Genomic DNA, 23,955 nt, shown 5'->3' on the forward strand with positions numbered 1-23,955 from the left:
ATGGCTGAAGTGAGCTTGCGCAAGGTCGTGAAACGTTACGACGACGTCGAGGCGGTCAGGGGCATCGATCTCGACATCGCCGACCACGAATTCGTCGTGCTGGTCGGCCCATCCGGTTGCGGCAAGTCCACGACGTTGCGGATGATCGCAGGACTGGAGGACATCTCCGACGGCGACATCACCATCGGCGGCGATGTCGTCAACGACGTGCCGCCGAAGGATCGCGACATCGCGATGGTGTTCCAGAACTACGCGCTCTATCCGCATATGACGGTAGCCGAGAACATGTCGTTCGGGCTGCGGCTCAAACATTATCCAAAGGCCGAGATCAAGAGCCGCGTGGCGGAGGCCGCGCGCATGCTCGACATTGCAGACCTCGTCGACCGCAAGCCGAAACAGCTTTCAGGCGGCCAGCGCCAGCGGGTGGCGATGGGCCGCGCCATCGTGCGCAATCCGAAAGTGTTCCTGTTCGACGAGCCGCTGTCCAATCTCGACGCCAAGCTCCGCGTGCAGATGCGCATCGAGATCAAGAAGGTCCACCAGAAGGTCCGCACCACCACGGTCTACGTCACCCACGACCAGGTCGAAGCGATGACGCTCGCGGACCGCGTCGTTGTCATGAACAAGGGTCGCATCGAGCAGATCGGTACACCGAACGAGCTGTATCATCATCCGGCCACGCGCTTCGTCGCCGGCTTCATCGGCTCGCCCGCGATGAACTTCCTGCCGTGCCGGCTGGAGGAGACCGATGGCCGGCTCCATGTGCGGCTCACCGACCGCATCGCCTTCCCGCTTCCGCCGCTGCGCGCTGCGCGCTATCAATCCGTGTCGCGGAATGACCGGCTGCTGCTCGGCATCCGGCCGGAGCATATCACCGAGACCAAGCCGCATGCCGAGCCGGGAGTCGAGCCCTTCGAGGCCATGCTCGACGTCACCGAGCCGATGGGCATGGAAACCCTGGTCTACTTCGGCCTGAACGAGGCACCGGTTTGCGGCCGGGTCAGTCCCAATGCAGGCGCGCGAGATGGCAGCCCTCTGCGCATGGCAATGGACCTCAACAACATGCACCTGTTAAATGAGGCGACCGGGCTCGTGATCTGACGAGCACAAGAAGCTTCAAGGGCAGGACATGACCACCAGGACGGCAACCAACAAGAACAAGATCCTCGTCACGGAATCCTTTTCGGCCAAGGGCCGCGCACTGCTTACGGCGCGCGACGATGTCGAGATGATCGAGTTCCCCAACATGATCTCGGCGGCTGATTTCTCTGCGCTGCTCAAATCCCATGCGCCCGTCCACGGTGTCGCGCTCGGCGCCACCCGCTTCGGCGAGCCGGAGCTGCTGGCGGCCGGCGACATGAAGGTCGTGACCCGGATCGGCGTCGGCTTCGACGCGGTCGACGTTCCCGCGCTGTCGAAGCACAAGGTGCCGCTGATGGTAGCCGGCACCGCGAACTCGCCGTCGGTCGCCGAACAGGCTCTGTTCATGATGCTGACGCTCGCCAAGCGCGCCAACGAGATGCATGCGATGGTCAGAGACGGCACCTGGGGCAGCCGGCTCGGCGTGCTGCCGTTCGATCTCTACGGCAAGACCGTGCTGATCATCGGCTTCGGCCGCATCGGCACCCGGACCGCCAAGCGCTGCCAGGCGATGGAGATGCAGGTCCTGGTCTATGACCCCTACAAGCCCGCGGCCGACATTACCGCTGCCGGCTGCGAGCCGGTCGCCGATCTCGACGCCGCGTTGCCGCGCGCCGACTTCGTCAGCATCCATTGTCCGAAGACGCCGGAGACCATCGGCCTGTTCAATGCCGCCCGTCTCAGGCTGATGAAGCCCACCGCCTACCTGATCAACACCGCGCGCGGCGGCCTGATCGACGAAGCCGCGCTGTACGACGCGCTCTCGTCCCGCCGGCTGGCCGGCGCCGGTCTCGACGTATTCGAGCAGGAGCCGCCGCCGGTCGGGCATGCGCTGCATGCGCTGCCCAACGTGATCATGGCGCCCCACGTCGCCGGCGTCACCCGTGAAGCCGTCGATCGCATGAGCGAACAGACCGCGCGCAATATCCTCAGCGTGCTGGATGGCGATCCGATCCGGCAGAACGTGATCAATCAGGACGTGCTGTAGACGCGCGAGCGGTATCGATCGCGGGGATCCTCCCCCTTCACAGATGGGACGGCGTCAGGAGCCCTGCGGCTGACAGCCTGAGGACCGGCGTCCGTCCACCGCATTCTTGCCCCATTTTCAACGCATTTCTTGCATCCTGCCCGAAGGCCGCTACAACTATGACTATTGGCGCCAGCCACGGCGCGCGCCAATAGGAACAGAGGCGGTCATGAGTGTTGCGACGGAGCACGCGCTCGCAACAATAGCGAGCATTCTGGATCAGCAGGAAACCGCCAGGCAGGCCGACAAGCCGGTGCCGCCGAAGCAGGCTGGCGCGACGGTGGTGCCGTTCGGACAGGCCGATGGCTACACCAAGCTCGGTCCAGGTCCGATTTCCGCGATCCGCTTCCGCTGGACGGTGCGGCGCGGTGAGGACGGCTACTATGTCGACGAAACGGTCGGCCCCGCTTCGATCGCCGTGAGCAGCGGTCCGCTGAGCGCCGAAGCCGCCATCAAGCTGGTCGATACCCGCGCGCGAGAGGCGGAAGACCGCTTCGAGGCGCTGAAGAACGAGATGACCGGCAGGGGCCCGGCCGGTCCTGTCAACCCGTTGGGATCGCGTTAGGCGCTGCAGCCGGCCTGGCTGTCGTTCGATCCGAATACCCCATCGCGCCTTTCTCAAACCGCCAGCGCCCCGGCCCTGCCCCCGCCGGCTGGCCTGCTGACGGCTGCCTCTCCGCCCCCCTCGTCGCGCGTGCCGACCTCCGCTAAGAAGAGGCCGGCCAAACGAACCGAGGTGCCTCGATATGGGATTTTTCGACCGGACGATCGCGACCCTGACCGGGATTGCGCTGTTGTGGGGAGTCGCCAGCGCAGCGCTGGCCGAGCAGGCCTCGCGCCTCGACGAGATCATGCAGCGGGGAAGCCTTCGAGTCGGCATGACCGGCGACTACAAGCCTTTTACCTATCTCGACAAGGCCACCGGCAAGTTCTCCGGCTTCGACGTCGACATGGCCGAGGCGCTCGGCAAGGCACTCGGCGTGAAGGTGGAGTTCGTGCCGACCAGCTGGCCGCAGTTGATGAAGGATTTCGAGGCCGACAAGTTCGACGTCGCGATGGGCGGGGTGTCGATCACCCTCGACCGCCAGAAGAAGGGCTTGTTTTCGACGCCGATCATGCGCGAGGGCAAGACTCCGATCGCCCGCTGCAGCGATACCTCGAAATACCAGACGCTGTCCGACATCGACAAGCCGGGCACCCGTGTCATCGTCAATCCCGGCGGCACCAATGAGCGCTTTGCCCGCGCCAACGTCAAGGCGGCGGACATCCGCGTCCATAATGACAACGTCACCATTTTCGAGGAGATCGCCAAGGGCGATGCCGACCTGATGATGACCGACGCCTCCGAGACGCGCTACCAGCAGAAGCTGCATCCCGGCGTGCTCTGCGCCGTCCACCCCGACAAGCCGTTCGACTTTTCCGAGAAGGCCTACTGGCTGCAGCGCGACGTCGCCCTCAAGGCGTTCGTCGATCAGTGGCTGCATATCTCGACGGAGAACGGCAGCTATCAGGCGATCTACAAGATCTGGTTCGAGTGAGGCAAAGGCAGCGGGCCCGCAACGGTCGTTTTCGGACCTCATCATCGGCCGCAGCTCACAACCGGCGGCCGATCGGGGTACACTGCATGTCATGCAAGACCCTGCAGCTCTCTACCAAGCCTTTTGTCGTCGCGATCCTGCCCTCGACGGCCGCGTCTTCGTCGCGGTCAGAACGACCGGCGTCTATTGCCGGCCGGTCTGTCGGGTGCGGACGCCGCTGGCGCGTAACGTCCTGTTCTACCGGAGCGCTGCAGCGGCCGAAGGCGCCGGCTATCGCCCCTGCCTGCGCTGCCGGCCCGAGACCGCGCCGTTCTGTCCGGCCTGGAAGGGAACCCAGAGCACCGTAGAACGGGCGCTGACCTTGATCGAGGCCGGCGCGCTCGACCATGACGGAATCGATGCGCTGGCGGATCGCCTCGGGATGTCTGCGCGTCATCTGGCGCGCCTGTTCGCGGCGCATCTCGACGCATCGCCGACGCAGATCGCGCAATCGCTGCGCATCCAGCGCGCCAAGCGGATGCTGGATGAGACCGATCTTCCGGTTGCGCGCATCGCAAGCCGCTCCGGCTTCTCCAGTGCGCGCCGCATGAGCGCGACATTTGTCGCTCTCTACGGTCGGCCGCCGTCGAAGCTGCGCCCGCGCAAGCCAAGATCGATGCAGCAACGATAAAGGGATCTGACATGTCGGACCGACACTACGGGACGGTCGACGACGCCAGGCGCCAGGAGATGAGCGGCCTCGAATTCGTCCAGGGTCTCGCAGACGGGACGCTGCCGCTCAACACGATCGCGCGCACGCTTGGCTATGACGTCACCGCGGCGTCGAAAGGACGGGTCGTCGTGACCGCGATGCCCACGGAGGCCCACCTCAATCCGGCCGGCACCGTGCATGGCGGCCTGTCAGCAACGCTGCTCGACAGTTGCATGGGCCTGGCGGTTTGGTCGATGCTCGACAAGGGCGTGGCTCAGACCACACTCGAGTTCAAGATCTCACTGCTGCGGCCGATCACACCGGCAACGGGGGTGCTCCGCGCGGAGGGGAACGTCCTCACCTGCGGTCGTCGCATCGGCAGCGCCGAGGGCCGGATCACGGACGCAGGCGGCCGCCTGCTTGCGCATGGCACGACCACCTGCCTGATCTTCCAGGTGTGACGAGCCGATCATTGGTCCGCGGCAGTTAGCGGTCCGTCGTCCGATCTTGGTCGGGGCTTTGTCCCTGGCCCAGCCCGAGCTTGGCTGCCAGCTCATCCATGAACACGTCAGCACCATTCCTGTAGAGGGGAACGTAGATGCGGGTGCCGTCGATCGAGGTGATCCGAAGCATGTCCGCCCAGCGCAGTGGGGACAGCTGAGCGATGTCCGCAAACTGAATCGAACGCTTGCCGAACACGGAGGCGTCCTGTTCGATCTGCCGCGTGTTCCAGCGGATTGTGACCATGAGTGCCAAGTACGAGACATAGGCGGTCATCAGCGCAAACGCGATGAGCAGCAGTCTCAGTATCAACATCTGCTGTTCAGCGTCCTGCCTCCCCGAGCCCACGAAGAAGAAGATGTAGGCAAACAGCAGCGTCAGGACTGTACCAAGACCAATGGCCAGCCGTTCCATCAACCCGACGCGGAGGACCTTCCACTCACCTGCCACGGCCGGCAACTTGCCTCGTTGAATCCGGGTCAGCACGTGCATAATGACCGCGACGACGACGAACTCAGCGGCGAACCTGAAATGACCGAGCCGCCAAGCGCCCCACAACAAGGCCGGACAGATGAGGGCGATGGCAAGGAAGCGAATTGTCATTCGGCGATCGTCCTCAAAAGGCTCAAGCCGCCGAAACATCTGACAAATGTTGTTTAAGGAAGAATGCGCCTTCTCGACACGTTTGAAGGCATTCGAGGCGCTGGCCTGGCCGAGTTCATCACACAAGCCGTTCGCCGTCCCGGCTCAAGGCCGGGACGACAGCGGAGTATGTTTGCGGACGCCCGGCTCACCCCGAAGCAGCCGGCGCAATTCGAATTGCCCTCAGCCGTTGCGGTACGTGTAGCTGTAGCCGTTGATCGCGGGGGCGCCGCCGAGATGGGCGTAGAGCACCTTCGAGCCCTCCGGGAAGTAGCCCTTCTTGACCAGGTCGATCATGCCCTGCATCGACTTGCCCTCATAGACCGGGTCGGTGATCATCGCCTCGGTGCGGGCGGCCAGCCGAATGGCCTCGTTGGTCTCGGCGCTCGGGACACCATAGGCCGGATAGGCGTAGTCTTCGAGGATGACGATCTCGTCGTCGCGCACCTTGCGGCCGAGCTCGACGAGCTCAGCAGTGTTGTCGACGATCTGCCGCACCTGGGTGCGGGTCTGCTCCGGCGTGCCGGAGGCGTCGATGCCGATGACGCGGTCGGCGCGGCCGTCGGCGGCGAAGCCGACGATCATGCCGGCCTGGGTCGAGCCGGTGACCACGCAGACGATGATGTAGTCGAACTTGATGCCCATCTCGGCTTCCTGCGCCCTCACCTCCTCGGCGAAGCCGACATAGCCAAGACCGCCGAACTTGTGCACGGAGGCGCCGGCCGGAATGCCGTAGGGCTTGCCGCCGGCATCCTTCACCGACTGGATCGCGTCTTCCCAGCTCTTGCGGATGCCGATGTCGAAGCCGTCGGGCACGATGCGGCTGTCGGCGCCCATCAGGCGCGTCATCAGGATGTTGCCGACGCGGTCATAGACCGCGTCCTCGTGCGGCACCCAGCTCTCCTGCACCACCACGCACTTCATGCCGATCTTGGCCGCGGTCGCCGCCACCATGCGGGTATGGTTGGACTGCACGCCACCGATCGACACCAGCGTGTCGGCATTCGACTCGATCGCGTCGGGCACGATGTATTCGAGCTTGCGCAGCTTGTTGCCGCCCATCGCGAGGCCGGAATTGCAGTCGTCGCGCTTGGCGTAGATCTGCACCTTGCCGCCGAGCGCCGCGGTCAGGCGCGGGAGATGCTCGATCGGGGTCGCGCCGAAGGTGAGTGGATACTTCTTGAACTTGTCGAGCCGAAGCACGGGATCTCTCCGTGGATGGGTGAAAGGGCCGCGGAAACATACGAGAAAGCCTGAGAAAGGTGCTCTCTTTATTGGCCTCTTCTTTCGTGCTTACGTCGGAGATGAGCCATTATGGCGAAATTTCCTCTCGCTAGATCGTCTATTGATGAAAGAAACTTCCGAGCCCGTTCTCGACCGCGTCGACCGCCGCATTCTGCAGCTGCTGCAGAAGGATGGCCGCATGAGCAATGCCGAGCTGGCGGCCGCGGTCCATGTCAGCCCCGCGACCTGCCATCGCCGCACCCAGCGCCTGTTCGAGGAGGGCTACATCAGAAGCGTGCGCGCGCAGATCGCGCCCGAGAAGGTCGAGCGTAGCGCGCTGGTGCTGGTCGGTGTCGTGCTCGACCGCTCGACGCCGGAGAGTTTTCGCACCTTCGAGGCCGCGATCCGCAAGCTGAAATTCGTGCTCGACTGCCATCTGGTCGCGGGCGATTTCGACTTCTTCCTGAAGATCCGCGTCCGCGACATGCAGGACTTCAACCGCATGCACGGCGATCAGCTGATCTCATTGCCCGGCGTGCGCCAGACGCGCACCTTCTTCGTGATGAAGGAGGTGGTCGACAATGCGCCGCTCGATTTCTAAGCGGGTCGCGGATTGAACCGAGGCCGCCACACCGGCGACTTACCAGCGCGTGAGCTCGCTCACCTCAGCAACGGACATGGCGGAGATCCTGATGAAGAGGTTGTTGGCTGTTGCCGCGCTGGTGCTGGCGAGCAGCGCCGCGCACGCGCAATACGTCATCGAATATGGCGGCAACACCATCCGCATCGATCCGGAGCGCGGCACGGTGTCGATCCCAGGCGTCTACGACAATACCGAGCAGAAAAAGGCAAAGAAGACCAAGCGCGAGCAGGATGCGACGCGCAAATCGCCGGCAGCAGCAGACAAGCCCGCCCAGGCGCCTGCCGAGGCGGCGGTCACGCCGGCACCTCCGCCTCAGCCGCCAGCGACAGCTGCCACTGCGCCTGCACCCGCTCCCGCCACGACAGCTGCCGCCCCCGCAAGCCTGCCACCGGCGCCAGCTCCGGCGGCGCCGGTGCAGGCCGCCGCTCCGGCGGTTCCATTGCCGGCGGCTCCCCTCGACCCAGTTCCGCCAGCACAAGCGGTTGCCGCGCCAGTCGCACCGGCCGCTGCCGCACCCACGGCAACGGCGCCGGTGACGCCGCCGGTTGCTCCTGCGGCGGTGCCTGGGCCGGCTCCAGCTCCGTCCGCGGTCACGACAGCCGCGCTGCCGCCGTCGCCCGCGCCCGCAGCGTCGCAGGATCCGAACTCGCCGATCGGCATCTGGCTGACGGAGGAGAAGGAAGGCAAGATCCGCATCGAGCCGTGCGGCGCCAATCTCTGTGGCTATTCGATCGACGCGAAGACCAACCAGAATGGCGAGCAGATCCTGATCAACATGCGCCCGAGCGACAAGTCGCAGGAGAAGAAGTGGAGCGGCCGCATCTTCGATCCCAACAGCGGCAGCACCTACGATTCGACCATCGCGTTGAAGGGCTCGAACAGCCTGCGCGTGCAGGGCTGCGCCTTTGGCGGCATGTTCTGCGGCGGCCAAACCTGGACGCGGGTGAACTGAGCGCAGCGCTCGCTGCCGACAACGAGCGCGCGGCCCTGCGACCGCGCACTCGCATTTCGTCAGAGGCCGCTCAGCCGACCGGTGTGGCGTATTCCTCGTCGGTGACGTGCTCCATCCAGTTCGAATAGACGCCGTCGAGCGCCTCCTGCATCGCGATATGCGTCATCTCATTGTCCGGCGAGGCGCCGTGCCAGTGCTTCTCACCCGGCGGGATGAAGATCACGTCGCCCGGCCGGATCTCGCGCACCGGTCCGCCCTTGGCCTGGATGCGGCCGATCCCGGAGATCACATAGAGTGTCTGCCCGAGCGGATGGGTGTGCCAAGCGGTGCGCGCGCCCGGCGCGAACGAGACGCGCGAGGCATTGAGCCGTGCCGGTGCCGGCGCCATGATCAGCGGATCCTGCAGCACGTTGCCGGTGAAGTATTCGGCGGGCGCCCGGCGCGTCGCGCGCGAGCCTGCGGGGTGGAAATCCATAATGTGCCTTTCTGCGGCTGTTCGAGCTTACTTCTTCGACGCGGCGTAGCGCGCCTTGGTCTCGGCATTCATCGGATAGAGGCCCGGCAGCACCGCGCCCTTGTTCACCTCGTCGACGATCCAGGCCTCCATGCGCTCCTGCTCCGGCCCTTCGGCGAGCACGTGATCGAGCATCGCCTGCGGGATCAGCACCGCACCGTCCTGGTCGGCGACGACCACATCGTTCGGGAACACCGCAACGCCGCCGCAGCCGATCGCCTCGCCCCAGCCGACAAAGGTCAGGCCCGCGACGGAGGGCGGCGCCGCATAGCCGTCGCACCACACCGGCAGGCCGGTGCCGAGCACGCCTTCGAGGTCACGCACGACGCCATCGGTGATCAGCGCGGTGACGCCGCGCTTGACCATGCGCGCGCAGAGAATGTCGCCGAAGATGCCGGCGTCCTTGACGCCCATCGCGTCGACGACCGCGATGCAGCCCTCGGGCATGGCCTCGATCGCAGTGCGGGTCGAGATCGGCGACGACCAGGATTCCGGCGTCGCGAGATCCTCGCGCGCCGGAACGAAGCGCAAGGTGAAGGCGGGACCGACCAGCCGCTTCTGTCCCGGACGCAGCGGCTTCGCGCCCCGCATCCAGACATTGCGCAACCCCTTCTTCAGCAGGACCGTGGTGATGGTCGCGGTGGTGACCTGGGACAGGGTGGCGATGGCTTCGGGAGTGAGGGACATTGTGAGACTGGTGCTCCAACAGGGCTGGCGGAAAAAACAGGCGCATCTTGCGAGCGACGGTCGCGCCGTCAAGGGCATGCGCGTGCGCGCAGCGCATGCGGGGTTGCGCTGCGCCCGATAAAGTTCTCTTATCGCGGGACATGCGATTAATTTATTGAATTTTCGAGAGTTTTTGACTTCGCCCCAATTCCACTGGCGGCCAAAAGCAGCTAATCAGGAAGCGACATCGCGAACCGTCCCCGAACTCATGGCCGATCCTTTTCCACCTCCACGCCTCCTGCCCAGCGGCGACAGCGCTGTGACCGTCGAGTTCAGCCGGACCATCGACGAGACCGCCAACCGCCGCGTGCTCGCGCTTGACCACGCGCTGGCGGCGGCCAGCCTCGCGGGCATCACCGAGACGGTGCCGACCTATCGCTCGCTGCTGGTGCACTACGATCCCTGCGTGATCGATCACGCGACGCTCGGCGCAAATTTGCTGGCTTTGTCGGCGGGCACGCTCGCGCCGGAGACCGAGGTCAGGCGCTGGCGGGTTCCGGTCTGCTATGGCGGCGAACACGGCATCGACCTGGAGGATGTCGCCAAGGCGCTGAGCCTGACGCCCGACGAGGTCGTCGCCCGCCACGTCGCCGCGACCTATCGGGTCGCGATGATCGGCTTCACGCCCGGCTGGTCCTATCTGTCCGGCCTCGATCCCACGCTGCAGATGTCGCGCCGGCAGAACCCGCGCCTCGCGACGCCGCCGGGCATTGTCGCGATCGGCGGCATCCAGACCGGCATCCAGTGCCTCGCCGGCCCGTGCGGCTGGCACCTGCTCGGGCGCACCGCGATGCGCACCTTTCAGCTTCATCGCCAGCCCACCTTCCTGCTCGAGCCGGGCGACGAGGTCAGCTTCACCGCCGTGGACGCCAAGATGTTTGCCGAACAGGAGCGCGCTGCCGAGGGCGGCGAGTTGATCGCCGAGCGGATTGCGGCATGAGCACGCTGGTCGTCGCACAGATCGGTCCGGCAAGCTCGGTCCAGGACGGCGGCAGGTTCGGCGCGCAGCGCTACGGGCTGACCCCATCGGGCGCGATGGACAAGCTGTCGCTGGCGGCAGCAAATAGTCTGGTCGGCAACGCGCTGCTGGCGGCCGCGATCGAGATCGGTCCATTCGGCGCGACGTTCACAGCGAAAGGCGGTTCCGTGCGCGTCGCCCTCTCCGGCGCGCCCCGGCCTGCCGATGTTGCCAAGCGCCAGGTCGAGATGAATACGTCGGTGACGCTGAGCGAGGGAGAAAAGCTGACGCTCGGATTCGCGCGCGGTGGCTCATTCAGCTATCTCGCCATCGCAGGCGGCATCAGCGGCGAGCCGATGTTCAACAGCCTCTCGGTCAATGCGCGCGCCGGGCTCGGCAGCCCCTATCCTCGGCCGTTGCAGTCGGGCGATGTCTTCGAGGTCGCCCCCGCCGGCGACGCGCCGGAGCTGCGCCTCGAACTGCCCAAGGCGGGCGGCCCCATCCGCGTCGTGATGGGACCGCAGGACGACGAGTTCAGCGACGAGATGAAGGCGCAGTTCCTGGGCAGCGACTGGACGATCTCGGCGACCAGCGACCGCATGGGCTACCGCCTCGAGGGTCCGCCCATCCGCCATTTGCACGGCCACAACATCGTCTCCGACGGCACCGTGGATGGCAGCATCCAGGTTCCCGGCAACGGCGCGCCGATCGTGCTGATGGCCGACCGCGGCACCAGCGGCGGCTATCCGAAGATCGCGACCGTGATCACGGCCGATTTTGGCCGTCTGGCGCAGACGCCCGCCGGCACGCCGTTTCGCTTCAAGGCCGTCAGCATGGCGGAGGCACAGGCCGAGCTGCGAAGGTACAAGGATCTGTTGCGCAGCCTGCCCGGCCGCGTCACCGAGCTTACGAGCAGCGCCTTCAACATTGATGCCCTGTTCACGGCCAATGTGGCCGGCCACGCGGTCAGCGCAACTGATGTCACCACATGGCCCGGATTGGCGCTCGATTCATCTGATCACCCCTGACGCTTCGGACCCAGCAACGCGCGGAGCCCTGACATGACCAGCACCGTCGACCTGAACTGCGACCTCGGAGAAAGCTTCGGCCCGTGGGAGATGGGCAATGACGCCGCGATGATCGAGTTGGCGACGTCGGTCAACGTCGCCTGCGGCTTTCATGCCGGCGATGCCGACATCATGCGCAGGACGGTCGAGATGGCCAAGTCCAAGGGCGTCAGCGTCGGCGCGCATCCCGGCTATCGCGATCTGCACGGCTTCGGCCGGCGCCCGGTGCCCGGCCTGACATCATCGGAGATCGAGAACCTCGTCGCCTATCAGATCGGCGCGCTGCAGGCGATCGCCACCGCCGCCGGCCACAAGGTCACGCATGTGAAGGCGCATGGTGCATTGTCGAACGTCGCCTGCGAGGACGACATGACGGCGAACGCGATCGCCAGGGCGATCAAGGCCGTCGATCCGAGCCTGATCTTCGTCGTGCTCGCCAACTCGAAGCTGGTGACGGCCGGCGAGAAGGCCAATCTGTCGATGGCGCATGAGGTGTTTGCCGATCGCGCCTATGACGACAACGGCCTCTTGGTGTCGCGCAGCAAGCCGGGCGCGGTGCTGCACGACCCCAAGCAGATCGCCGATCGGGTCGTACGCATGGTTCAGGACGGGGCCGTGGTGTCGGTCACCGGCAAGGTCATGAAGATGCGGACCGACACCGTCTGCATTCACGGCGATACCGCCGGCGCCGTGGAGATTGCGCGCGAGGTGCGCCGCGCCCTCGACGCCGCCGGTATCGAGGTCGCGCCGTTCAAGACGGCGGCGTGATCATCACGCGTTCAGAACGGATGTGTGAACGGCATGCCGAGCGTGATCGCAGCGATCAGAGCGACGGCGCCATAGAAGGCAACCAGCGCTGCCGTCGTTCCCCGCTCACGCATCGCGCGGCCCTGAGGCATAACGCGGGCCTGAGGCATCTGGCGCGAGGCCGTCGTGATGGTCTGCATGGCCGGTCTCCTGAAGTTCCGACCACGAGAAAAGCGTTCTCGCAGCCGAGCGCAAGGCAACCGGCGAAATAACGACAAGCCCCCTGTTTCGGGTCCGCCTGGGACCATAAAATTCTCAGCCGGGGTTCCGCCTGAGAATTTTATCCGCGGGCTTTCTGCCCGATTCGGATCGTTAATAGACGTCGAGCTGGAACCGTCCCTTTTTCTTGAGGTCCGCCACGAAGCTGACCGCCTCGTCCGTCGACCGAGCGCCAAAATGGGCGACGATGTCGACCAGGGCCCGCTCGACATCCTTGGCCATGCGCTTGGCGTCACCGCAGATGTAGAGATGGGCGCCCTCGGCCAGCCAGGTCCAGACCTCGCGGCCGACCTCGCGCATCCGGTCCTGGACGTAGAACTTCTTGTCGCCGTCGCGCGACCACGCCAGCGATAGCCGCGTCAGCAGACCGGCCGTCTTCATCGCATTGAGCTCGTCGGCGTAGAAAAAGTCGCAGTCGCTGCGCTGGTGGCCGAAGAACAGCCAGTTCTTGCCCGGCGCGCCGGTCGCCCGGCGATCGAGCAGGAAGGCGCGGAACGGCGCGATGCCGGTGCCCGGGCCGACCATGATGATCGGCGTCTTCGGATCCGCCGGGAGCGCAAAACCATGCGCCTTCTGCACATAGACGCGAAGCCTGTCGCCGGGATTGATCCGCTCGGCAAGGAACGTCGAGGCGAGCCCAAGGCGCTTGCGCTTGCCGATGACGTAGCGGACGCAGTCGACCGTCAGCGACAGCCGTCCGGGCGTCGCGTTGTGCGACGACGAGATCGAATACAGCCGCGGCTGCAGCGGCTCCAGTGCTTCAACGAAGGCTTCGGGATGCGGTCGCACGCCGGAGAACTTCTGCAGCACCGCCATGACGTCGAGCGTCGCCGCATCGCCATCCGGGTCCTCCCCCTGCGCCAGCCGCCGCGCCTTCTCGCGCGTCGCACCGCCGGTGATGAAGGAGATCAGCTCGAACAGCGAATCCGGCGCGGGCGACAGCGAGACGTCCTCCAGCAGGCATTGCCGCAACGGCTTGCCGTTCACCTGCGTGATGTGCGAGGCGCCGAGCAGCGCGATGATCTGGTCGACCAGGCCGAGATCGTTCTTGGCGAAGATGCCGAAGGAATCGCCGACGACGTAGTCGAGCCCGGCTTCGCCGAGATCGAACTCGATGTGCCACGTCTCCTTCTCCGAGCCCGGCTTGTTGAGCAGACGCCGCGACAGAAAGGTCGCCTCGACCGGATTGTCGCGCGAGCGGCCGGGCTCGCTGACAACGACGGACACAGTGGCCGGCATTGCTGCAACTGCAGCCGGCTTGGCCGCCGCGGTCGCCTTGTCGAGCTCCTCGTAAAGCGCCTTGACCATCCGCGCGGTCTCCTTGCCGCCGGGGACGCAGAGATTGAGCCGGGCTTCGCTGCGATTGGCGATCGCGTCGGAATAGTCGCTGCAATTGTAGCCGCACTGGCCGCAATCCTGCTGCGCCATCGCGGCCATCAGGCGGCGGCGCAGCGGACGTCCCTCGGCCAGCTTCATGCGCTCGGCGATCGGCAGGGTCTGATCGTGCCACGGCGCCTCGCCGTCATCGGCATCGCCTGCGGGTGCGAGCACCGCGCCGTTCTGCGCCGGCGACAACGGCGTCGATCCGTCGAGGCCGAGCGCGCCGGCCAGGAAGCCGTTGAGCCAGGAGCGTTGCGCTTCAGAGAACGGCGCTGACGCGGGAATGATCTCGATCTTCGGCATGGGCGTGATCTGGTTCATGCGGCCACCTCGGACGTCTGCGCGTCGGCGAGCTTGCGCAGGGTTTCGCCATCGTGCCGGCGGGCAAAGGACAGGAAGGTTTCATCGGGAGAGAGGCGGTGCGCCAGATAGGCCTTGAGCAGCTTCTCGACGGTGCGCGGCGCGTCCTCCGCCTTGAGGTCGCGATAGACTTCGCGGCCAATGTCGGCCTGCGGGCCGAAGCCGCCGCCGGCGAACAGGTGATAGCCCTCGACCGTCTCGTCGCCATCGCCGACTGGGACCTTCGCTCCGATCATGCCGATGTCGCTGATGTAGTGCTGGGCGCAGGAGTGATGGCAGCCGGTGAGATGGATGTTCAGCGGGGTATCGACCTCCACCCTGCTCTCGCACCAGTCACCAATCTCGGCGGCGTGACGCTTGGTGTTGCTGGCGGCGAACTTGCAACCGGAATTGCCGGTGCAGGCGATCAGTCCGGCGCGGATGTGCGACGCCTTGGTCGAGAGACCGATCTGCTCGATCGCGGCACAGGCCATGGCGACGTTCTCGTCGCGCACGCCCGGTAGCAGCAGGTTCTGCCAGACCGTGAGCCGGATCTCGCCGTCACCGAGATCCGCAGCGATCCTGGCGAGCGCGCGCATCTGGTCCGTCGTCAGCTTGCCCAGCGGCAGCACGACGCCGATCCAGTTCAGGCCTTGCTGCTTCTGCGGGTGCACGCCGATATGGGCCATGCGATCGGCTTCGGGCCGCGGCTTGATCGCCTCGTCCGCGACGCGCGCAAGCTTGCGGCCGAGCCGCGACTCGACAGCTTCCATGAATTTGTCATGGCCCATGCTGTCGAGCACATATTTGAGCCGCGCCTTCAGGCGATTGGTGCGATCGCCGGTCTCGATGAAGAGCCGCACGATGGCATCGGCCACTTCGGTGGCGCGCTCGGGCTCGACGATGATCCCGGTGGACTTGGCGAAATCCTTGTGACCGGTGATGCCGCCGAGGCCGAGCCTGAACCAGACGCCCGGCGCGACGCCGAAGCCATCCTTCACCTCGACGGCGGAGAACGCGATGTCATTGGTGTCTTCGAGCGCCGCGATCCGGCCGGCGCCGTCGAACGCGACGTTGAATTTGCGCGGCAGTCCGTACAGCGAGCGGTCGTTGAGGATGTGAAAATGCCATTCGCGCGCATAGGCGCGGGTATCGAGCAATTCCTGCGGATCGATGCCGGCGGTCGGCGTGCCCGTCACATTGCGGATGTTGTCGGCGCCGGAACCGCGCGCAGTCAGCCCGAGATCGGACAGGCCCTCCAGCAGCATGACGGCGTGCTTGGGCGGGATTTCGCGCAGTTGCAGATTGGCCCGCGTGGTCACGTGGCTGTACGAACCGCAGAGCTGATCGGCGAGGTCGGCTAGCCCCGTGAGCTGCCAATGCTTCAGGATGCCGTTCGGAATCCGTAGCCGGCACATGTAGGAATCCTGCGCCGGCGCGACATGAAACAGGCCGAAATAGCGCCAGCGGAAATTGTCGGCCGCAGACGGCGCTGCGTTGCTGTGGGCCTGCTGCTTCAAGCGCGGATAGGCATCGAACGGATGCTGCTCGCGCTTGACCTTCTCCTGGTCGGCGAGCTTGCGACCCGCTGCGAGGACCTTGTCCTGCGCCTTGATATGGATGGCATCAGGCCCGCTCGGCTCCGCAAGGGGGGCGGTGGCAGTCTGAGCCCGGCCCGCCAGGTTGACTTTGAGGCCGGCGGCCAGGCCTTCGAGATAGCGCTTCTGCTCGTCGTTGAAGCCGACTGACAAGGGTTCGATTTTCATGATGGCGGACGAAGCTCCAGCGGCCACGGCGATGGGCCTGTGTGGATGGGATGAGGATCGCGTCATCCGTTCGGCCGACATGGCGCGACAGGGTGAGCGGTCCGACCAGCTTCGTTGCTGCGGAAATCCGACGCGGATTGCGGTCAGCGGCGTCTGTGGCGGCTGACTGCAATGCAACATTCAAGTTACGTGCCAGCCGCGACACCAAGGAAAGACTATTCAAAACAAGGATATGACCGAATCGCCGAGCGCGCAGAGGCGGGCTCAAGCCCCGAAATGCGGGCAGTCCGCCTAAAATTTGTACGGCGGCGCCAGATGCCTAGATCCTGGTCCAACAACAAGGATCAGGCGGTCCAGCGGCCGATCTTGAATGCCCTGAGATGGCCAATCACGTCGTTTGCCGCAAACGGCGGACCGGCGAAAGCGCCGATGGCGCTGTCCTGGGGCTGCCCGGGGACTCCGAGCGCGGCATCGTAGATGTCCGGCCGGAACACGCCCATCGCCGTGCGCAGGGCCTCGTCACTGAGCTGCGTCTGGCCCCAGCGCACCATCTGGGCATACAGCCAAGCGGCCTGGATCTTGTCCGGTCGCGCCGCGCCCTCGCGTCCCACCAGCAGATAACGCGGGCTTTCGCGGAAGCTGCCGTCCGGGGAGATCTTCAACCGGCCGTCCAGCGTGCGCTGCAGCACCCCCGCATCGACGCCGATCCGCTCGGGCACCGCCAGAATGCGCGCGGCCTCCTCGTGGTTCTGCTCGATAAAATTGGCGGCGCGGGCGCAGGCGCGGACCAGCGCGGCCAGCGCGTCCGGGTGCTTGTCGGCCCAGCTCTGCCGCACCGCCAGAACCTTCTCGGCGGCCCGCACCAGGACATCGGACACGAAATGCAGGATGTGGCCGATGCCGAGATCGACGGCGATCGAATTCCAGGGCGCGCCGACGCAGAACGCGTCAACATGGCCATTGGCGATGCTATCGACCATGTAGGGCGGCGGCAGCACCACAAGCCGGACATCCTCATCCGGATCGACGCCACCGGCGGCCATCCAGAACCGGAGCTGATAGTTGTGGGTGGAGAACGGAAACGTCATGCCGAAGGTGAGCGGCTCGGCGCCGGCCTTGCGACGTTCAGCGACCACGCGCGCCAGAGCGAGCGCCGTGGCCATCGGGTCGAAGCGGTCGCCTTCGAGCTTGGCCATGATGGAGGCGTACAAGGCCGGGGTCACCGTGATCGCGTTGCCGTTCACCCCGAGAGCGAAGGGGGCCACGATCGGGACCTTGACATGGCCGATGCCGAGGCTGGAGGTGATTGCAACCGGCGCCAACAGATGCGCCGCATCGAACAGGCCGATATTCAGCTTGTCGCGCACATTCGACCACGAGACCTCGCGCACCAGCGTGACGTCCAGACCTTCCGCGGCGGTGTAGCCCTTGTCGACCGCGACGATGAGCGCCGCGGCATCGACCAGCGGAATGAAGCCAATGCGAATCGGCCCGATCATTTCAGCATCTCCGAGGCGGTCAGGATCGATTGCGCGATCTCGCCGATCTTCTTCTTCTCGCGCATCGCCGTGGAGCGCAACAGCACGTAGGCCTCCTCTTCAGTGAAGCCTTTCATCTTCATCAGAATGCCTTTGGCGCGGTCGATCACCTTGCGATCCTCGAGGGCCGATTTGGCGCGCTCGAGCTCATCCTGCAGCTTCGAGAACGCATTGAACCGGGAGATGCAGAGGTCGAGGATCGGCTTGATCCGCTCCTTCTTCAGCCCGTCGACGATGTAGGCCGACACGCCGGCTTCCACCGAGGCCTGGATCGAGGCGGCGTCGCTCTGGTCCACGAACATGGCGATGGGCCGACGGACCGCGCGGCTGACCTGAAACATCTGCTCAAGCACGTCGCGGCTCGGGTTCTCCAGGTCGATGACGATGACGTCAGGGTCGAGCGCGTAGATCCGCGCCAGCAGGCCCTGCATCTCGCTGACATGCACCACGCCGGTAAAACCCGCCTCCCGCAAGCCCTCCTCCAGGATGGCCGCGCGGATCGGGCTCTCGTCGACGATCACGATTTTAGGCGATTGCTCGGCGCTCATCGATCACCAGGGTTGTCCGGGCCCTCATCCATAGCATGGACGCGACCGGCTTAAAGCCTTGTCTTTCTGGGTAATTCGGACTAGCTGACGCTCATCCCATCAGGCAGTTCCAAGATGCAGCAGGGTTCCGCGCCCAAGATCAGCTTTGTTTCGCTCGGATGTCCAAAGGCGCTGGTCGATTCCGAGCGCATCATCACCCGGCTTCGGGCGGAGGGCTACGAGCTGGCCCGCAAACATGACGGCGCCGACGTCGTGATCGTCAACACCTGCGGCTTCCTGGATAGCGCCAAGCAGGAATCGCTCTCTGCGATCGGCTCGGCCATGGCCGAGAACGGCAAGGTCATCGTCACCGGCTGCATGGGCGCCGAACCCGAACAGATCGAACAGGCCTATCCGGGCGTGCTGTCGATCACCGGGCCCCAGCAGTACGAGAGCGTGCTCGAGGCCGTTCACCGGGCGTCGCCGCCGATCCACAACCCTCATCTGGACCTGGTTCCCCCGCAGGGCATCAAGCTGACGCCTCGTCATTACGCCTATCTGAAAATTTCCGAGGGCTGCAACAACCGCTGCACCTTCTGCATCATCCCGAAACTGCGTGGCGATCTCGTGTCCCGACCCGCCGCCGACGTGCTGCGCGAGGCCGAACGTCTGGTGGCCGCCGGGGTCAAGGAGCTCCTGGTGATCTCCCAGGATACCTCGGCCTACGGGCTGGACCTGAAATATGCCGAGAGCAGCTGGAAGGACCGCAGCGTCAGAGCGCGCTTCCTGGACCTCGCCCGCGAGCTCGGCGAACTCGGCGCCTGGGTCCGGCTGCACTACGTCTATCCCTACCCGCATGTCGACGAGGTCGTCGGGCTGATGGCCGAGGGCCGTGTGCTGCCCTATCTCGACATTCCCTTCCAGCATGCCAGCCCCAATGTCCTCAAGGCGATGCGCCGGCCGGCCGCCCAGGACAAGACGCTGGATCGCATCAAGAGCTGGCGGGCGGCCTGTCCGGATCTGGCGTTGCGCTCGACCTTCATTGTCGGCTTTCCCGGCGAAACCGATGCGGACTTCGCCTACCTGCTCGATTGGCTCGACGAGGCCGAGATCGATCGTCTCGGCTGCTTCAAATACGAGCCGGTGGCGGGCGCGACGTCCAACGCCCTGCCCGATCAGGTTCCGGACGAAGTCAAGCAGGAGCGCTGGAACGCGTTGATGGCGCGCCAGCAGAAGATCTCGGCGCGTCGCCTCAAGCGCAAGGTCGGAACCCGCCAGCAGATCATTATCGACGAGGTCGGTCCGACCGTGGCCAAGGGCCGTTCCAAGGCTGACGCTCCGGAGATCGACGGCTCGGTCTACGTCTCCAGCCGCCGTCCCCTTCGCGTCGGCGAGATCGTCACGGCCAGGATCGAGCGCGCTGACGAATATGACCTGCACGGTACGGTCGCCGGCTTCTGATCGTCGCCAAGCAACTGGCGGCGACGGGACGATCGCCTCAAAAAGACTTGCGCCTCAAATCGACTTGGCCGGGGCCGCTGTCCTGACATTCCACAAATTGAGCGTGCGCTGGGCCTCGTCGGCGGTCAGCGCACGGTATTTGGTCTTGAGCTTGGCGAGTTCGTCAGGCGGCGTCGCGCCCGAGACGAAGCGGCTGTCGAGAATGGCCACCACCGTGTCCCAGCTCAGTCCCGCCGCCTTGCAGGGAACGAGAATGCCATCGCTGCGCAGGCTCTGCATCAGCGGCCGCACCAGATCGATGCTGCATTTTGCGAGCTCCGCAATCGCCGCTGTCGTCTCCACGTAGCGGCGCTGCCTGGCGAAATCGAGCAGCATGGTCTCGTTCAGCCTGCCGGTCTGCCGCAGCTGCCCGAACGCCGCTTTGGCGCTGCCGAAATCGCGTTGTCGCGCCATGTCCCGCTCAGCGCCGGCGGCGGCGGCCGCAATCGCGCTTCGGATTTCCTCATAGAGATGCGGCGGCGCCGACGCGAGAAGGCGGGCTTTGACCGCCTCGGTCGCGCTCTGCAACAGCGTCCTGCGCAACCCGGCCGGCAGATCGGCGCGTATGCCGGTGGCGATCGTGAGCTCCGGATCGTTGATCGCCTGGGACAGGATGATGGAAAAGCCAGCCGCGGAGATCCGCGCGCCGGGATTCTTCATCAGCTTGCGGCTCACGCTGGGAAAACGCCGCCCCAGCAAGGCATCGGTGACGACTTCCTGCAGCCACCAGCGGCCGGCGATCGCGATCAGATGCTGTTCGCTGCGGGTGTTCGCGATCTCGATGAGATCCGCGTTGCTCAACCGCGGTGACTCCGCGAGCACCGGCTCGGCAACGGCAATATCTTCATGACGGGCAAGCCGCCGGATCACCGCGACGGGCGCCTGAGGCACCGGCGCAAGCTGCGCGCTGAGCTCGGCGAGCGCGATCCGTGCGCTGACATCGGCGAGCGCACGCAGCTCGATCGTGTTGACGAGGCGCTCGAAAACGTCTGCGAACAGCGCATGCTGCTCGATATCCATGTTGCCTGCCGAGGCGATGAACAGGGACGCGACCCGCTCGGCCACCACTGAGCAGCGTTCGGCTGAGCCGGTGGCAATCGCCGCCTGCACTTCATCGGCGATCGTGAGATGAGGTTTCGACATCGCTCGTCCTGAGCGCTTTCCATTTCAGAGTATCCTGCACGGTAGAGGCAGTCGCTAAATGTTTGGTAAAGTTTGAACTAAGCTTGGCCGAGCGGCCTGCGGTATGTCCTGCTTCTCCGTTCGATCGGGCCTGTCTTGCGTTGTGTCGTCCGGCTCGACGTTCCCCCGCCTTGACACCGGTGACAATTTGCCTGTATGGCCCGGCGCATGATCTTCAACCGGACCAGCCGCCGCGCCGCCGTTTGCCGCCGTCACCGCCGTGACGAGGCCGGGGCGCGCCGTGTCCGAAGACGTTGCTGATCAGCTCGCGCATCAGCTTCCGTTTTTCGAGAAGGCCGCTCCCGCAAGGAGCGGCCTTCTCGCTTTTTGGCCGCCGTTTCCCCCTGAGCATAGGAGACTGAACATGCTGACCGCCTCTCAACCGTTCGACGCTCTGATGGAGATCACGGCCCGTCCGCGTACCGTCTTCGTCCAGGGCAAAGGCTCCTGGCTGTGGGACGATACCGGCAAGCGCTATCTGGATTTCATCCAGGGCTGGGCCGTGAACGCACTGGGCCATGCGCCGCCCGAGCTGGCCAAGGCGCTTGCCGACCAGGCGGCGCGGCTGATCACGCCGAGCCCGGCCTATTTCAATGAGACCAGCCTGAAGCTGGCCAAGGCCCTGGTCGACCGCTCCTGCTTCGATCAGGTCTTCTTCACCAATTCGGGCGCCGAGGCCAATGAGGGCGCGATCAAGCTTGCGCGCAAATATGGCGCGCTGCGTAAGAACGGCGCGCATGAGATCATCACCTTCGAGGGTGGTTTTCACGGCCGTACGCTGGCGACGATGTCTGCATCCGGCAAGAAGGCGTTCGAACCGCTGTTCGAGCCGAAGGTCCCGGGCTTTGCCAAGGCGCGCCTGAACGACATCGCCTCGGTCGAGGCGCTGATGTCTGACAAGACCGTCGCGATCATGCTGGAGCCGATCCAGGGCGAAGCCGGCGTATGGCCTGCGACGACCGGATTCCTGCAGCAATTGCGCGCCCTGACCACGCAGCATGGCCTGCTGCTGATCGTCGACGAGATCCAGACCGGCATGGGCCGGACCGGCAAACTCCTCGGCTATGAGCATGCCGATATCGTTCCGGACATCATGACGCTCGGCAAAGGCATCGGCGGCGGCGTCCCGCTGGCGGCGCTGCTGGCCACCAACGAGGCCTCCTGCTTCGCGCATGGCGACCAGGGTGGCACCTTCAACGGCAATCCGCTGATGTGCGCCGCCGGGCTTGCCGTGCTGGACGTGATCGAGACGCCGTCATTTCTGAAAGCCGTTGCCGATAGCGGGATCTATCTCGAAAGCGAGCTGCAGCGGCTCTCGGCCCGGCACGGGCTTGGCGAAGTGCGCGGCCGCGGCCTGCTGCTCGCGCTCGATGTGGTCAGGCCGATCGCGCCGTCGATCGTCGCCGAGGCCTTCGAGCTTGGCCTGCTCTTGAACGCACCGCGCGCCGACACGCTGCGCTTCATGCCGGCTCTGAACGTCACGCGCGACGAGATCGCGGCCATGATCGAGACCCTGGACGGCATTCTGACCAAGCTCGGCGCCGCACGCTGCGTCGCGTGATCGATCGAGGTCGACGCAGTCTCCCCGTCCGACGGTGGAGACTGCATCTCGCCTGCCCATAGATGAGGCAGATCCGGAGGATCCAGGATCGGCGGCGGTTGACCTAAATCAAAGACAGCGCCGCTGCAGAAAAACGATCCTGCTTGCGCCAAACACCTGCGATCCGATGACATACGTTATATTCATATGGATATAGCGTTGTACGGGATGTGATCAGCTCGGAGGAAGAGGCTTGCCGGGACCAAGCTGATGATCATTCCGCCGACAACGAGGTCGGCACGACAGAAGGAGATGCAAGAATGGCGAGAGACAATCTGGCTCGGGTGCTGCCCGTCGAAGCTCCAAGGAGCCACATCGCCCCCGCTGCAGCGACCGAAGAGGTGCTGATCCACGTCCGCTTCTTCCCGAATTCGGACATCAATTCGATCGGCGAGAAGCCCGCCAGTCTGACCGCCAGCCAATGGTATGAGCGGCTGCTCGACATGGCGCGTCCGCATTACCAGACCTTTGCCGGCGGCCGCGGCTTCTTCCGCATTCCCCGCCCCTGCTTCGAGGCGATCCTCAAGGACGTCGCTGGCTGACATCGGCTCTCTCCGGATGAGGCAGCGAGCGTCCTCTCTGCCTCGCCCTCTTGACCGCGGCGCGCCGGGTGCGCCGCGGTCGATTGGATCTGTTCTGGCCATGGGAGTACCGCGGTGGCGCGATCGATCTTCGGAGAACTGCAACAGACCTTCCGCACGCTGCTGGCCAGCCGGCCCGGATCGGGCGCCGCCGTCGAGACATTGAACCGAGCAGGCGTTCAACCTGTTCGAGGCCAATATCGGCGTCCAGTCGGCCGATCTGCCTGTGCTGGCCTGCGAAAAGGGATGCCCGTCCTGCTGCGCGCTGCGCGTCACGGCCACCGCGCCGGAGATCTTTCTGCTGGCGCGCTACATCAGGCAGATTGATCAGCGGGCGCCGAGGACGGCCCTCGGCCTCCTGTCCCGACGCGTGCAACTCGCCAACCGCACCACGCGCGGCTTGGACGAGGTCGAGCGGATGAAGCTGCGCGAACCCTGCCCCTTCGTGGTGCGCGGCGCCTGCATCATCCACCCCGCCCGTCCGCTGGCCTGCCGCGGCCACGCCTCGTTCGACCGACGCGCCTGCAGCCAGGCCATGGCCGGACGCGACGTGGATGTCCCGGTGTCGGCACCTCATATCGCCTTGCGCGGCTTGATCCAGGATGCGCTGCGGTCAGCCCTCGCGGAGGCTGGCCTTGCTGCCGATCTTTATGAATTGAACCAGGGCCTTGCGCTGGCCCTCGACGACCCCGCGCGCGAGCGCGCCTGGCGCGATGGCAAGGACAGCCTCGCCCCCGCCCGGATCGAACAGCCGCCGGCCGGCCAGGCCAATGCGATGCTCTGGAGCCGCGCCGCCGACGGCGGTGCGCCGGCCGGCGACGAGAGCTAGATCATGATGCGTGTCCATGGAAACGCATCATGATCTTTCCTCTTTGTTTGAGCATGATCTTTTC

Annotated in this window: 25 protein-coding genes; 15 read left to right on the plus strand and 10 right to left on the minus strand. The window is 65.3% G+C overall.

Features of this window, described 5'->3' with window-relative positions; translation table 11 throughout:
- The 6 genes from BBTA_RS19305 to BBTA_RS19330 all read left to right on the plus strand — a co-directional run bounded on the left by BBTA_RS19305 (position 1) and on the right by BBTA_RS19330 (position 4,857).
- A complete protein-coding gene (locus BBTA_RS19305) occupies positions 1-1,101 on the plus strand; it encodes an ABC transporter ATP-binding protein (RefSeq protein ID WP_012044184.1) in 1,101 nt (366 codons plus the stop codon).
- 28 nt (positions 1,102-1,129) lie between these two features.
- Entirely contained in the window at positions 1,130-2,128 is a 999-nt protein-coding gene (locus tag BBTA_RS19310) for a hydroxyacid dehydrogenase (RefSeq protein ID WP_012044185.1), read from the plus strand.
- Positions 2,129-2,336: 208 nt separating this feature from the next.
- A complete protein-coding gene (locus tag BBTA_RS19315; protein ID WP_012044186.1) occupies positions 2,337-2,732 on the plus strand; it encodes a hypothetical protein in 396 nt (131 codons plus the stop codon).
- A 181-nt stretch (positions 2,733-2,913) separates the two neighbouring features.
- The gene (locus BBTA_RS19320) at positions 2,914-3,705 is read left to right on the plus strand and encodes a transporter substrate-binding domain-containing protein (protein ID WP_012044187.1); all 792 of its coding nucleotides are present in this window, start codon (positions 2,914-2,916) and stop codon (positions 3,703-3,705) included.
- Positions 3,706-3,796: 91 nt separating this feature from the next.
- Positions 3,797-4,375, plus strand: a complete 579-nt coding sequence (locus BBTA_RS19325) for a bifunctional transcriptional activator/DNA repair enzyme AdaA (RefSeq protein ID WP_012044188.1) — start codon at positions 3,797-3,799, stop codon at positions 4,373-4,375.
- Positions 4,376-4,386: 11 nt separating this feature from the next.
- Positions 4,387-4,857, plus strand: a complete 471-nt coding sequence (locus BBTA_RS19330; protein WP_012044189.1) for a PaaI family thioesterase — start codon at positions 4,387-4,389, stop codon at positions 4,855-4,857.
- A 25-nt stretch (positions 4,858-4,882) separates the two neighbouring features.
- On the opposite strand, the gene BBTA_RS19335 is transcribed toward BBTA_RS19330, so the two are convergent.
- A complete protein-coding gene (locus BBTA_RS19335; protein ID WP_148221475.1) occupies positions 4,883-5,626 on the minus strand; it encodes a hypothetical protein in 744 nt (247 codons plus the stop codon).
- Positions 5,627-5,722: 96 nt separating this feature from the next.
- A complete protein-coding gene (locus tag BBTA_RS19340; RefSeq protein ID WP_012044191.1) occupies positions 5,723-6,742 on the minus strand; it encodes a 1-aminocyclopropane-1-carboxylate deaminase in 1,020 nt (339 codons plus the stop codon).
- A 145-nt stretch (positions 6,743-6,887) separates the two neighbouring features.
- Between BBTA_RS19340 and BBTA_RS19345 the strand changes: the two genes are divergently transcribed.
- The gene (locus BBTA_RS19345) at positions 6,888-7,364 is read left to right on the plus strand and encodes an Lrp/AsnC family transcriptional regulator (RefSeq protein ID WP_012044192.1); all 477 of its coding nucleotides are present in this window, start codon (positions 6,888-6,890) and stop codon (positions 7,362-7,364) included.
- Positions 7,365-7,455: 91 nt separating this feature from the next.
- Positions 7,456-8,358, plus strand: coding sequence for a DUF2147 domain-containing protein (locus BBTA_RS19350; RefSeq protein WP_012044193.1), 903 nt, complete (start codon positions 7,456-7,458; stop codon positions 8,356-8,358).
- A gap of 70 nt (positions 8,359-8,428) precedes the next feature.
- Here the strand turns inward: BBTA_RS19350 and BBTA_RS19355 are convergent, their stop codons facing one another.
- The gene (locus BBTA_RS19355; RefSeq protein WP_012044194.1) at positions 8,429-8,833 is read right to left on the minus strand and encodes a cupin domain-containing protein; all 405 of its coding nucleotides are present in this window, start codon (positions 8,831-8,833) and stop codon (positions 8,429-8,431) included.
- 27 nt (positions 8,834-8,860) lie between these two features.
- Positions 8,861-9,559 (minus strand): ribonuclease activity regulator RraA, encoded by a 699-nt coding sequence (locus BBTA_RS19360; protein WP_012044195.1) that lies wholly within the window; start codon positions 9,557-9,559, stop codon positions 8,861-8,863.
- A 247-nt stretch (positions 9,560-9,806) separates the two neighbouring features.
- Between BBTA_RS19360 and pxpB the strand changes: the two genes are divergently transcribed.
- The 3 genes from pxpB to BBTA_RS19375 are packed head-to-tail and all read left to right on the plus strand — an operon-like array spanning position 9,807 to position 12,391.
- The gene (pxpB, locus tag BBTA_RS19365) at positions 9,807-10,538 is read left to right on the plus strand and encodes a 5-oxoprolinase subunit PxpB (protein ID WP_012044196.1); all 732 of its coding nucleotides are present in this window, start codon (positions 9,807-9,809) and stop codon (positions 10,536-10,538) included.
- Entirely contained in the window at positions 10,535-11,584 is a 1,050-nt protein-coding gene (locus BBTA_RS19370; RefSeq protein WP_012044197.1) for a biotin-dependent carboxyltransferase family protein, read from the plus strand. Before pxpB ends, BBTA_RS19370 begins: the two co-directional genes overlap by 4 nt.
- Before the next feature lie 33 nt (positions 11,585-11,617).
- Positions 11,618-12,391, plus strand: coding sequence for a LamB/YcsF family protein (locus tag BBTA_RS19375; protein ID WP_012044198.1), 774 nt, complete (start codon positions 11,618-11,620; stop codon positions 12,389-12,391).
- Positions 12,392-12,402: 11 nt separating this feature from the next.
- Here BBTA_RS19375 and BBTA_RS40815 read toward each other — a convergent pair whose 3' ends face one another.
- The 5 genes from BBTA_RS40815 to BBTA_RS19395 form a co-directional block, all read right to left on the minus strand.
- The gene (locus BBTA_RS40815) at positions 12,403-12,570 is read right to left on the minus strand and encodes a hypothetical protein (protein ID WP_168167909.1); all 168 of its coding nucleotides are present in this window, start codon (positions 12,568-12,570) and stop codon (positions 12,403-12,405) included.
- Between the two features lie 172 nt (positions 12,571-12,742).
- A complete protein-coding gene (locus BBTA_RS19380; protein ID WP_012044199.1) occupies positions 12,743-14,350 on the minus strand; it encodes a sulfite reductase subunit alpha in 1,608 nt (535 codons plus the stop codon).
- Positions 14,347-16,134 (minus strand): NirA family protein, encoded by a 1,788-nt coding sequence (locus BBTA_RS19385; protein ID WP_041750764.1) that lies wholly within the window; start codon positions 16,132-16,134, stop codon positions 14,347-14,349. The genes BBTA_RS19380 and BBTA_RS19385 overlap by 4 nt, the downstream gene beginning before the upstream one ends.
- 344 nt (positions 16,135-16,478) lie before the next feature.
- Positions 16,479-17,633, minus strand: a complete 1,155-nt coding sequence (locus BBTA_RS19390; RefSeq protein ID WP_012044201.1) for a CmpA/NrtA family ABC transporter substrate-binding protein — start codon at positions 17,631-17,633, stop codon at positions 16,479-16,481.
- Positions 17,630-18,220, minus strand: coding sequence for an ANTAR domain-containing response regulator (locus tag BBTA_RS19395; RefSeq protein WP_012044202.1), 591 nt, complete (start codon positions 18,218-18,220; stop codon positions 17,630-17,632). The genes BBTA_RS19390 and BBTA_RS19395 overlap by 4 nt, the downstream gene beginning before the upstream one ends.
- 114 nt (positions 18,221-18,334) lie before the next feature.
- Here BBTA_RS19395 and rimO point away from each other — a divergent pair, with 114 nt between their 5' ends.
- Complete coding sequence (gene rimO, locus BBTA_RS19400; RefSeq protein ID WP_012044203.1) at positions 18,335-19,660, plus strand: 30S ribosomal protein S12 methylthiotransferase RimO; 1,326 nt, start codon at positions 18,335-18,337, stop codon at positions 19,658-19,660.
- 54 nt (positions 19,661-19,714) lie between these two features.
- Here the strand turns inward: rimO and BBTA_RS19405 are convergent, their stop codons facing one another.
- Positions 19,715-20,842, minus strand: a complete 1,128-nt coding sequence (locus BBTA_RS19405) for a DUF2336 domain-containing protein (RefSeq protein WP_012044204.1) — start codon at positions 20,840-20,842, stop codon at positions 19,715-19,717.
- Between the two features lie 403 nt (positions 20,843-21,245).
- On the opposite strand from BBTA_RS19405, the gene BBTA_RS19410 reads away from it, so the two are divergent.
- The 3 genes from BBTA_RS19410 (at position 21,246) to BBTA_RS19420 (ending at position 23,891) form a co-directional block, all read left to right on the plus strand.
- Complete coding sequence (locus BBTA_RS19410) at positions 21,246-22,442, plus strand: acetylornithine transaminase (RefSeq protein WP_012044205.1); 1,197 nt, start codon at positions 21,246-21,248, stop codon at positions 22,440-22,442.
- 299 nt (positions 22,443-22,741) lie between these two features.
- Positions 22,742-23,023, plus strand: a complete 282-nt coding sequence (locus BBTA_RS19415; protein WP_041750765.1) for a hypothetical protein — start codon at positions 22,742-22,744, stop codon at positions 23,021-23,023.
- A 265-nt stretch (positions 23,024-23,288) separates the two neighbouring features.
- Positions 23,289-23,891: a hypothetical protein gene (locus BBTA_RS19420; RefSeq protein WP_012044207.1), complete on the plus strand. Its 603-nt coding sequence runs from the start codon at positions 23,289-23,291 to the stop codon at positions 23,889-23,891.
- Positions 23,892-23,955 lie beyond the last annotated feature (64 nt).

The sequence above is a fragment of the Bradyrhizobium sp. BTAi1 genome (assembly GCF_000015165.1).
In the GTDB taxonomy this organism is placed as follows: domain Bacteria; phylum Pseudomonadota; class Alphaproteobacteria; order Rhizobiales; family Xanthobacteraceae; genus Bradyrhizobium; species Bradyrhizobium denitrificans.

Bases quoted from the DNA above. Each gene is read 5' to 3' on its own strand.
- BBTA_RS19305 (WP_012044184.1), top strand. From the start codon at position 1: ATGGCTGAAGTGAGCTTGCGCAAGGTCGTGAAACGTTACGACGACGTC.
- BBTA_RS19310 (WP_012044185.1), top strand. From the start codon at position 1,130: ATGACCACCAGGACGGCAACCAACAAGAACAAGATCCTCGTCACGGAA.
- BBTA_RS19315 (WP_012044186.1), top strand. From the start codon at position 2,337: ATGAGTGTTGCGACGGAGCACGCGCTCGCAACAATAGCGAGCATTCTG.
- BBTA_RS19320 (WP_012044187.1), top strand. From the start codon at position 2,914: ATGGGATTTTTCGACCGGACGATCGCGACCCTGACCGGGATTGCGCTG.
- BBTA_RS19325 (WP_012044188.1), top strand. From the start codon at position 3,797: ATGCAAGACCCTGCAGCTCTCTACCAAGCCTTTTGTCGTCGCGATCCT.
- BBTA_RS19330 (WP_012044189.1), top strand. From the start codon at position 4,387: ATGTCGGACCGACACTACGGGACGGTCGACGACGCCAGGCGCCAGGAG.
- BBTA_RS19345 (WP_012044192.1), top strand. From the start codon at position 6,888: ATGAAAGAAACTTCCGAGCCCGTTCTCGACCGCGTCGACCGCCGCATT.
- BBTA_RS19350 (WP_012044193.1), top strand. From the start codon at position 7,456: ATGAAGAGGTTGTTGGCTGTTGCCGCGCTGGTGCTGGCGAGCAGCGCC.
- BBTA_RS19355 (WP_012044194.1), bottom strand. From the start codon at position 8,833: ATGGATTTCCACCCCGCAGGCTCGCGCGCGACGCGCCGGGCGCCCGCC.
- BBTA_RS19360 (WP_012044195.1), bottom strand. From the start codon at position 9,559: ATGTCCCTCACTCCCGAAGCCATCGCCACCCTGTCCCAGGTCACCACC.
- pxpB (WP_012044196.1), top strand. From the start codon at position 9,807: ATGGCCGATCCTTTTCCACCTCCACGCCTCCTGCCCAGCGGCGACAGC.
- BBTA_RS19370 (WP_012044197.1), top strand. From the start codon at position 10,535: ATGAGCACGCTGGTCGTCGCACAGATCGGTCCGGCAAGCTCGGTCCAG.
- BBTA_RS19375 (WP_012044198.1), top strand. From the start codon at position 11,618: ATGACCAGCACCGTCGACCTGAACTGCGACCTCGGAGAAAGCTTCGGC.
- BBTA_RS40815 (WP_168167909.1), bottom strand. From the start codon at position 12,570: ATGCAGACCATCACGACGGCCTCGCGCCAGATGCCTCAGGCCCGCGTT.
- BBTA_RS19380 (WP_012044199.1), bottom strand. From the start codon at position 14,350: ATGAACCAGATCACGCCCATGCCGAAGATCGAGATCATTCCCGCGTCA.
- BBTA_RS19385 (WP_041750764.1), bottom strand. From the start codon at position 16,134: ATGAAAATCGAACCCTTGTCAGTCGGCTTCAACGACGAGCAGAAGCGC.
- BBTA_RS19390 (WP_012044201.1), bottom strand. From the start codon at position 17,633: ATGATCGGGCCGATTCGCATTGGCTTCATTCCGCTGGTCGATGCCGCG.
- BBTA_RS19395 (WP_012044202.1), bottom strand. From the start codon at position 18,220: ATGAGCGCCGAGCAATCGCCTAAAATCGTGATCGTCGACGAGAGCCCG.
- rimO (WP_012044203.1), top strand. From the start codon at position 18,335: ATGCAGCAGGGTTCCGCGCCCAAGATCAGCTTTGTTTCGCTCGGATGT.
- BBTA_RS19405 (WP_012044204.1), bottom strand. From the start codon at position 20,842: ATGTCGAAACCTCATCTCACGATCGCCGATGAAGTGCAGGCGGCGATT.
- BBTA_RS19410 (WP_012044205.1), top strand. From the start codon at position 21,246: ATGCTGACCGCCTCTCAACCGTTCGACGCTCTGATGGAGATCACGGCC.
- BBTA_RS19415 (WP_041750765.1), top strand. From the start codon at position 22,742: ATGGCGAGAGACAATCTGGCTCGGGTGCTGCCCGTCGAAGCTCCAAGG.